9 protein-coding genes are annotated in these 8,872 nt (G+C 72.2%); 3 read left to right on the forward strand and 6 right to left on the reverse strand.

Features of this window, described 5'->3' with window-relative positions; genetic code table 11:
• Positions 1-2 precede the first annotated feature (2 nt).
• From ETD83_RS20765 to ETD83_RS20775, 3 genes are read right to left on the reverse strand one after another with little or no spacing between them, the layout of a single operon-like run.
• On the reverse strand, positions 3-713 hold the full coding sequence (locus ETD83_RS20765; protein ID WP_138646801.1) for a phosphoadenylyl-sulfate reductase: 711 nt from the start codon (positions 711-713) through the stop codon (positions 3-5).
• Positions 710-889 (reverse strand): Insertion element protein, encoded by a 180-nt coding sequence (locus ETD83_RS20770; protein WP_138646802.1) that lies wholly within the window; start codon positions 887-889, stop codon positions 710-712. The genes ETD83_RS20765 and ETD83_RS20770 overlap by 4 nt, the downstream gene beginning before the upstream one ends.
• Entirely contained in the window at positions 886-2,553 is a 1,668-nt protein-coding gene (locus ETD83_RS20775) for a nitrite/sulfite reductase (protein ID WP_171064348.1), read from the reverse strand. Before ETD83_RS20775 ends, ETD83_RS20770 begins: the two co-directional genes overlap by 4 nt.
• Positions 2,554-3,240: 687 nt before the next feature.
• Here ETD83_RS20775 and ETD83_RS20780 point away from each other — a divergent pair.
• From ETD83_RS20780 to ETD83_RS20790, 3 genes are all read left to right on the forward strand, one after another.
• Positions 3,241-4,404, forward strand: a complete 1,164-nt coding sequence (locus ETD83_RS20780; protein WP_138646804.1) for a YihY/virulence factor BrkB family protein — start codon at positions 3,241-3,243, stop codon at positions 4,402-4,404.
• 39 nt (positions 4,405-4,443) lie between these two features.
• On the forward strand, positions 4,444-5,460 hold the full coding sequence (locus tag ETD83_RS20785) for a phosphotriesterase family protein (RefSeq protein ID WP_138646805.1): 1,017 nt from the start codon (positions 4,444-4,446) through the stop codon (positions 5,458-5,460).
• Between the two features lie 116 nt (positions 5,461-5,576).
• Complete coding sequence (locus ETD83_RS20790) at positions 5,577-6,287, forward strand: phosphoribosyltransferase (RefSeq protein ID WP_138646806.1); 711 nt, start codon at positions 5,577-5,579, stop codon at positions 6,285-6,287.
• Positions 6,288-6,582: 295 nt separating this feature from the next.
• On the opposite strand, the gene ETD83_RS20795 is transcribed toward ETD83_RS20790, so the two are convergent.
• From ETD83_RS20795 to ETD83_RS20805, 3 genes are all read right to left on the reverse strand, one after another.
• Complete coding sequence (locus ETD83_RS20795) at positions 6,583-6,879, reverse strand: WhiB family transcriptional regulator (RefSeq protein ID WP_021600082.1); 297 nt, start codon at positions 6,877-6,879, stop codon at positions 6,583-6,585.
• Between the two features lie 182 nt (positions 6,880-7,061).
• Entirely contained in the window at positions 7,062-7,976 is a 915-nt protein-coding gene (locus ETD83_RS20800) for a sucrase ferredoxin (RefSeq protein ID WP_138646807.1), read from the reverse strand.
• Between the two features lie 85 nt (positions 7,977-8,061).
• Positions 8,062-8,872, reverse strand: an 811-nt coding sequence (locus ETD83_RS20805; RefSeq protein ID WP_138646808.1) for an FAD-dependent oxidoreductase, incomplete at its 5' end; no start/stop codon positions are given.

An 8,872-nucleotide genomic window follows, 5' to 3' on the forward strand; every position in this document is an offset into this window, starting at 1 on the left:
GCTCACAGGTGGATACCGCACTCGGTCTTGCCCAGCCCCGCCCAGCGGCCGCTGCGCGGGTCCTCGCCCGGCGCGACCGGACGGGTGCACGGCGCGCAGCCGATCGAGGGGTAGCCGTCGTAGTGCAGTGGGTTGACGAGCACCCCGTTGTCCTCGATGTAGTTGTCCATCTCCTCCTGCGTCCAGTCGAGGATCGGGTTCACCTTGACCATGCCGCGCTTGCGGTCCCACTCGACGACCCTCCGGTCGCGGCGGCTCGCGGTCTCGGCCCGGCGGATCCCGCTGAACCACGCCATGTAGCCCTCCAGCGCGCGGCCGAGCGGCTCCACCTTGCGGAGGTGGCAGCACAGGTCGGGGTTGCGGCCGAACAGCCGCGGCCCGAGCGCGGCCTCCTGCTCCTCCACCGTGCGGGACGGCGTGACGTTGATGACGTTCACCGGGTAGACGGCCTCGACCGCGTCCCGGGTCCCGACCGTCTCGGCGAAGTGGTAGCCGGTGTCGACGAACAGCACGTCGATGCCGGGCTTCACCTTCGACACCAGGTGGATCAGCGCCGCGTCCGACATGGACGAGGTCAGGCAGATGCGGTCGCCGAACGTGGCGACGGCCCAGCGGATGACCTCCAGCGTGGGCGCGCCCTCCAGCGCGGCGGCCGCTGACTCGACGATGTCTTCGAGGTCAAGGGTCGGTCTGTCGGTCTCCAGAAGCGTCACCGGGGGATCTCCTTGCTCGCGGTGCGGGGAGCTCCGACACCGAGGAACTTCAACGTGAAGGAACGAACGCAGTCGGGGCAGAACCAGGACCCATGCTCTTCGCGTGGTTCGAGGCTCTCCTCGCCGCAGTACGGGCAGTAGAACGGCGCCATCCGCTCGCCCCCGCCGCTCGTCATTTGAGATCCGCCTCGTCGGCGCGGTGCACCCAGTCGGCGAACGACTCGCCGTCCGTGCGCTGCTCGTCGAACCTGCGGACGACCCTCTCGATGTAGTCGGTCAGCCCGGCCGAGGTCGTCTTCAGCCCGCGGACCTTCTTGCCGAACGACGCGCCGAGCTGCCCGCCCAGGTGGATCTGGAAGCCCTCGACCTGGTCGCCGTTCTCGTCCACCACGAGCTGGCCCTTCAGGCCGATGTCGGCGACCTGGATGCGGGCGCACGCGTTCGGGCAGCCGTTGACGTTGATGGTGAGCGGCTGCTCGAAGTCCGGGAGCCGCTTCTCCAGCTCGTCGATCAGGTCCATCGAACGCTGCTTGGTGTCGACGATCGCGAGCTTGCAGTACTCGATGCCCGTGCACGCCATCGTCTGCCTGCGGAACGTGGACGGGCGCACCTGCAGGTCGTGCTTGGCCAGCTCGGCGACGAGCGCCTCGGTGTTCTCCTCCGGGACGTCCAGGATCACCATCTTCTGCTCGATGGTCGTCCGCACCCGTCCGGAGCCGTAGCGGTCGGCCAGGTCGCCGATGACGCCGAGCATCTCGCCGCTCACCCGGCCGACGCGCGGCGCGAACCCGACGTAGAAGCCGCCGTCCCGCTGCGGGTGGACGCCGACGTGGTCGCGGCGGGGGAGCGGGGCGGCGGGCTCGGGGCCGTCAGGCAGCGCGTACCCGAGGTACTCCTTCTCCAGCACCTCACGGAACTTCGCGGCGCCCCAGTCCTTCATCAGGAACTTCAGCCGGGCGCGGCTGCGCAGCCGCCGGTACCCGTAGTCGCGGAAGATCGAGGTGACGCCGTGCCACACCTCGGTGGCCTGCTCGGGCTTGACGAACACTCCGAGGCTCTGCGCGAACATCGGGTTAGTGGACAGCCCGCCGCCGACGAAAAGCTGGTACCCGGTCTCACCGGCCTCGTTGACCACGCCGACGAACGCGATGTCGTTGATCTCGTGGACGGTGCAGTGCGCGGTGCAGCCCGACATCGCCGTCTTGAACTTGCGCGGCAGGTTCGAGAACTCGGGGGAGCCGATGTACTTGTCGTGGACGTCGCGGAGCTGCGGCGTCGCGTCGATGACCTCGTCGGCCGCGATCCCGGCGAGCGGGCAGCCGATGATGACGCGCGGGACGTCCCCGCACGCCTCCATCGTGTGCAGCCCGACCGCCTCGAGCGCCTCCCAGATCGCCGGGACGTCCTCGATCCGCACCCAGTGCAGCTGGACGTTCTGCCGGTCGGTGACGTCGGCGGTGCCGCGCGCGTACCGGGTGGAGACGTCCGCGATCGTGCGCAGCTGCGGGCCGCTGAGCTGCCCGCCGTCGATCCGCACCCGCATCATGAAGTAGCGGTCTTCGAGCTCCTCGTCCTCCAGCGCGCCGGTCTTGCCGCCGTCGATGCCGGGCTTGCGCTGCGTGTACAGGCCCATCCAGCGGAACCGGCCGCGCAGGTCGGCGGGGTCGATCGAGTCGAAACCGGTTTTGGAGTAGATGTCGATGATGCGGCGGCGGACATTCAGCCCGTCGTCGTTCTTCTTGTTCTCTTCGTTCTTGTTAAGAGGTTCGTGGTAGCCCAGGGCCCACTGGCCCTCGGCCTTTTTGCGCTTGATCGCGGGTGGCACGGCGCGCGTCCTCATCTGTGGTGTGAGGGACGCGTAGCGCACCGGCAGTCGTAGGCAGCCGGCTCGACGCTGAGCTGGGTGGAGTCAACGGTGACGCCGATGCACCACGCGCCCGGCTGAGCAGGGGCGTGGTCGGAGCGTCACCGACAGATCGCGCTGCGGACGCGGAGGAAGTCGACGTGCCGGCGCTTGGCCAGCAAGGGGTCCGCGGCAGTCATACCTGCACTTTGACACGCGCTCTCGCGGGCTGTCCAGTTACGTCCGGCACGCGGACGGGTGAGATGCGTCATCCCTGCCGCCTCCAGTTCACCGGAGGCTCTGCGTCGTCACCGGTCGCTCCGTTGGTCTCGGGAGGCCCGTCCTCGTGTGTCGCCGGGCCCCGCTGGTGCTGGCAGTCGCACCAGGACCCGCCACGGCACTCCTCGTGGCGGCGCTCTCGGCACGACTCGCAGATCACGTTCTCCATTGTCACCGATGGGGCAGGGTGCCCGGTCCGTCCCTCGCGACGGCCGCGGGGACGATCATGGTCGGGATGACGTTCCGTGCCGTCAAAGCGGGTATGGGGAAAGGGATGCGCGGGGAACGGAAGCCAGGCCTGCGAGATGATGGGGCAGGGGAGGCGATCGGGATCGTCCCCCCACCGGAGATTCGGATGGGCGATGCGGCATGGTCCGGGCGCGTAACGCTCTACGGTGGGGCGGTGTGACCACCGTCTCCGACGCCGCGGGCGTCTCCCCGGCCGGGGACTCCGACGCCGTCCCGGATGCCCCGGACGCGCAGGACGCCCAAGACGGCCCGGATACCGCCGGCTCGGGCCGTGAGCGGCTCGGCCCGCGCGCCCGCGTGGCGGTGGAGACGTCCGGACGGGTCGGCTGGACGCTGATCAAGGGCACCGCGGTGAGCGCGTTCCGCTACCGGGTGACCGGTCTGGCCGCCGAGGCCGCCTTCTTCGCGCTGCTGTCGCTGCCGCCGCTGGTCATCGGGCTGATCGGCACGATGGGCCACTTCCGCGGCACGATCGGGCCCGGCACCATCGCCGACATCCGCACCTGGGTGATCGAGCACTCCCGGCAGGTCCTGACCGGCCCGGCGGTGGAGACCGCCGTCGAGCCGCTGCTCGACGACGTGATCAACGGCGGCGGCGCCGACATCGTGTCGGTCAGCTTCCTGATCTCGCTGTGGGCGGGCTCGCGGGCGACGAACGTCTACGTCGACACGATCACCATCGCGTACGGGCTGTCCGGCATCCGCGGCGTGATCCGCACCCGGCTGCGCGCGTTCCTCCTCTACCTGATCGGCCTGCTGATCCTGCTGATCGTCATCCCGCTGCTGGTGGCCGGGCCGACGCTGGTGCGGCAGGCGCTGCCGGAGAGCGCCGAGGCCGTCCAGCTGCTGTACTGGCCGGTCGTGGTGAGCCTGTCGATCGTCTTCCTGGCGACCCTGTACCACGTCAGCGTCCCGGTGCGGACGGCCTGGTCGCGGGCGGTGCCGGGCGCGGCGCTGGCGCTGCTGATCTGGATCGTCGGCAGCATCACGCTCCGGATCTACCTCGCCGGCTCGCTGAGCGGCGTGTCGGTGTACGGATCGCTGGCCGCCGCGATCGCGGTGCTGGCCTGGCTGTACGTCGCGGCGCTCGCGGTGCTGATCGGGGCGACGCTGAACGCCGAGATCGACCGGCTGTGGCCGAGCGAGATCACCGCGCAAGCGCGCGCGGAGCTGGCGGCCGAAGCCGCGAAGGACGCCAACGGGGACGCGGACGAGGAAGCCGCCTCGGAGACCGCCCCGGAGGCCGCCCGGGTCGCCGAGCCGGAGTCCGGCGGAGAGCCGGACACCGCGGCCGCCGAAGGTAAAAACAGGGCCGACTAGGGACTTGAAAAGGTCAAACATGTCGTAGCCTCGCCTGACATGACCCCCCGAGAGGACTCCGGCCGGCTCCGCACCGTCACCGGCACGATCCCGACGTCCGAGATCACCGGGCCGGTGCTGTCCCACGAGCACCTGCAGATGGACCTGCGCTGGCCCGCGCGCCCGCGGCTGGTGGAGTCCGACCCGGGCCGGTGGCTGGACGAGGAGAAGTCCGTCCAGCGGGAGCTCGCCGCCCTGCGCCGGGAGCACGGGCTCGGCCTCGTCGTCGACCTGACGTGCTCCGGCATGGGGCGCAACGCCGCCGCGCTCGCCCGGATCAGCGCCGGGGCGCGGGTCGCGGTCGTCGCCGGGACGGGCGTGTTCACCGAGCCGTTCCACCCGTCGTTCGTCCGCGAGGCCCTGCAGACCGGAGATGGTGCCGTGCAGGCCGGAGACGGTGCGGGAGGCCCGGACGGGCGGACGGGCGTCGAGCGGCTCGCCGAGCGGCTCCTCGCCGAGGTCGGCTTCGGCATGGACGGCACCAACTCGCTGCCCGGCGTCATCGGCGAGATCGGCACGTGGGGCGAGGCGCCGACGGAGACCGAGGAGCTGTGCCTGCGCGCCGCCGCGCGGGCCGCCCGCTACTCGGGGCTGTCCGTGGCGACCTACGGCCGCGCCGGTCTCGCCCAGCTGGAGATCCTGACGGGCGCAGGGCTGTCCCCGGGCCGCGTCGCCGTCGGCCAGCAGGACCGGGTGGACGATCCCGGCCAGCACCGAAAGATCGCCGAGTCGGGCGCGTACGTGTCGTTCGGGACGCTCGGCCTCGCCGGCGACGACCACACGGCGATCGGCGCCCGCGTCCGCTGCGTGATGGACCTGCTGGAGGCGGGGCACGGGTCCCGGGTGCTGCTGAGCACCGGCGTGTCCCGGATGACGCAGGTCACCCGGTACGGCGGCGGGGGCTTCGGCTACCTCTTCGACACGTTCCTGCCCGCGCTGCGCGCCGCCGGCGCCGACGACGCGACCCTCGACGCCGTCCTCCGCGACAACCCGCTGCGCTGGCTCACCGGCGCCTGACGCGCCTGACGGCCGGCCGGGTGCCGCATACGGGTACAGATGCCGGTATAAGGCCGCGTACGCGCCTGTAACGGCCGCGGGAGTGGGTAGGGGTGACCCCGGAAGGGGGTGCGCCGATGTCCTGGAAGAGACCCGCACGCGACCGTGACGACGTCCGGCAGACCGAGACCGTCCGGCTCCCCTACACCGACCGCACGGAGGCGGGCCGGGTGCTCGCCGAGCGGCTCGTGCCCATGGGCCTGGACGGCGCCGCCGTCCTCGCGCTGCCGCGGGGCGGCGTCCCCGTCGGGCACGAGATCGCCCGGCGGCTCGGGTCCCCGCTCGACGTCCTGGTGACCCGAAAGATCGGATACCCGCCGCAGCCGGAGCTCGGGGTCGGCGCGATCGCCGAGGGCGGCGCGCCGGTGTTCGACGGCGAGCTGCTGGCGCGGCTCGGGCTCCGCGAGGACGACCTGGCCGCGACCGTGGCGGCCGAGCGCGCCGAGCTGGACCGCCGGGTGGCGGCCTACCGGCGCGGGCGGCCGCTGCCGGAGACGTCCGGGCGGCCGGTGATCGTCGTGGACGATGGCCTCGCCACGGGCGGGACCGCACGCGCCGCCGTCCGGGCGCTGCGCGAGCGGCGGCCGTCCCGGCTGGTCCTCGCGGTGCCGGTGGGCGCCGCGGAGACCGTCCGCGACCTGGAGTCCGAGGTGGACGACCTGGTGGTGCCGGCCGCGCCGTGGGAGTTCCGCGCGGTGGGCCAGTGGTACCGCGACTTCGACCAGCTCACCGACGACGACGTGATCGCCTGGCTGGACCGGGCGGCGGAGGCCCGGACGACGGGCTGAGGAGCCGGGCCGGGGCGCCGGGCGAGGACGGGGCGGCAGAAAATGGGTGTGGCGAATTTCAGTGAAATGGCCACACCGGGGGAGGCGTTGCGGTAAAAGCGCGGTTCCGCTGAAAGTCGAGGCCGTTGTGACGCAGATGTGACGCACATGTGACGAAGCCGCCGCGCCCGGTTCGAGTGGACCGGGGCCCGGACACGCAAACGGCCCCGCGGTGCGGGGCCGTGTCGTTTTCTCGGTGGCGTGCCGGGGTTCGCGATGGGAGCGTTCTGGCGGCTTGCGTACGCTTGTCGGCTGACTACGCGGCGTTGGCGCGGCGCATCCTGCGACGGCGCTCGGACGCGCGCTCGTCTTCGTTCAGACCGCCCCACGTGCCGTACTTCTCGGGCCTGGAAACCGCGTAGTCCAGGCACTCCGTGCGGACGGGGCAGCCCATGCAGATCTGCTTCGCCTTGCGCTCGCGGATCTCCCGCTCGGGCTGACGCTCACCGTCGGGACCGAAGAAGAGGACGAGGTCTTCCCCCCGGCACGCCGCGGCGTCCTGCCAGCCCCAGCTGGGACGAGGGAGGTTTGCCTGCCGACGTACCTGAGCCATGGAACACCCACCTTGATTGGTTCGAACAATTCGGGACATGGACGCTCGACATGCTTCGGATGACATGCGTCAGAAGCGCCGAATGGTCCAACGTCTGGAGTTGCCGCTCTGTTCCCCGTCCGGTTACTCCGGAAACCTGGGGACGTGCGACAGGGAGACCCACTAATGGGGCCTCAGAGAGATTACACGAGGGCCGCCTCGTTGAGAAGGGTGAGTTCCCTAACAACGTAGGTTTTCAGGTTCTCGCCGCAGTCCGGCCCACATGGGGCGGACTGCTGGACGGCCTCCACGACGATGTGGTAACGGCTCTCCCCTAGGTGAACGACGGCTTCGTAGCTCGATGTTCCCGCGACGGCGCGCACTGAGACGGCGGTCACGTCGGCCAGCCCCAGCCGCCCGGCGTGGGCCCGGACGAAGTGCTCGGCGGCCTGCTCCGGCTCGGGCGTCCCGGCGCGTCCGCGCAGCCTGTCGAGGACGACCTCGCCCCGCAGGTAGGCGTCCGCCGCCGCCAAGGCCTCGGTCTCGCCGAGGTTGCCGTAGCAGAACCCGTGGGGGAGGCACACCAGGTTGGCGGCGAAGCGGTCGCCGCCGACGTGCGTGGTCTCCCAGACGAGGCCGCCGAAACTGGTGGCGAGCGTCCGGGCGAGGGGCGCTCCGGTGCGGGCGCAGCAGGCGTTGCGGCGCCCGTGCGTGCAGACCAGGAAGACCGGCTCCGTGGTGCGCTCCCCGAGGCCCGGGGAGCGTCCGGCGGCGAGCGCGTCCAGGTCGAGCGACGCCAGCTCGGCGGGGTCAGTGAGTTCGCGTGCCTCGGCCCAGACCTCGTTCCCGCGGGAGTACGCGGCGTAGACCTGGAGGGGCGGGGTGGCGCGGCGGCGTCCGGAGCGGCGGATCAGCTGGGGCCGGACGCCCGCCCGCTTCGCGGCGCGCACGGCCTCGGCGACCGGTGCGGGGCGGGCGAGGTCCTCGACGCGCTCCGGCCAGGGGCCGGGGTGCTCGACGAGCAGCCAGGCGCCCGCCTTCTCGGTGGCGCTCGCCAGGCACGGCCGCTCGCCGCCGTGGCTCCCCGGACAGTGCTCGCAGCCGTTGCCGCGCGTCACAGTACCCCCCGTTGACCTCTGCTTCCTTAGGTAAGGGTAACCTAACGAGCCGCCGGGAGACCAACGGGGTCCTGCAGTTGAACGATCAGCGCAGGGCGGCGCGGGGCAGCAGCGCCTCCACCGCCGGGCGCGCGACCTCCCGGTCGGACGCGACGAGCCCGATCCGGGTGCGGCGGTCCAGCACGTCGGCGGCGTCGAGGGCGCCCTCGTGCCGCACCGCCCACGCCAGCTCCACGCCGAGCACCGGCAGCCCGGGCACGACCGGCTCCAGCAGCGCCGGGTCGTCCTCACCGAGCGCGGCCAGCAGCGGCGCCTCGGCCCCGTACCGCTGGACGAGGCGGAGCGGCGCGTCGAGCGCGTCCAGCCGGTCGCGCGCGGCGGCGCCGACGAGGGGGAGGCGGGCGGTGCGGCTCGGCCCCGCGTCGAGGCCGCGGACGCTCAGGGCGGCGTCGACGGCGTCCTGTGCCATCCGCCGGTAGGTGGTGAGCTTGCCGCCGACGATCGTGACGACGCCGTCCCGCGAGGTCAGCACGGCGTGCCGGCGGGAGATGTCGGTGGTGGCCTTGCCGTGGTCCGCGTCCAGCAGGGGGCGGAGCCCGGCGAACGCGCCGATCACGTCCGCGCGCCGGACGGGGACGTCCAGCGCCGAGCCGAGCACGTCCAGCAGGAACCCGATCTCGCCGTCCGTCGGCTCCGGGACGTCCGGGATCGGGCCGTCGGCGGGCTCGTCGGTCAGGCCGACGTAGACGCGGCCGTCGCCCTGCGGTATCACCAGCAGGAACCGGCTGGACGTGCCCGGGACGGCGACCTGCATCCCGGCGGTCAGCCCGCGCAGCGTCTCCGCCCGCACCACGATGTGGGTGCCGCGCGACGGGCGCAGCCGCACCCCCTCCGCG

Source organism: Actinomadura soli, from assembly GCF_005889715.1.
GTDB lineage: Bacteria > Actinomycetota > Actinomycetes > Streptosporangiales > Streptosporangiaceae > Spirillospora > Spirillospora soli.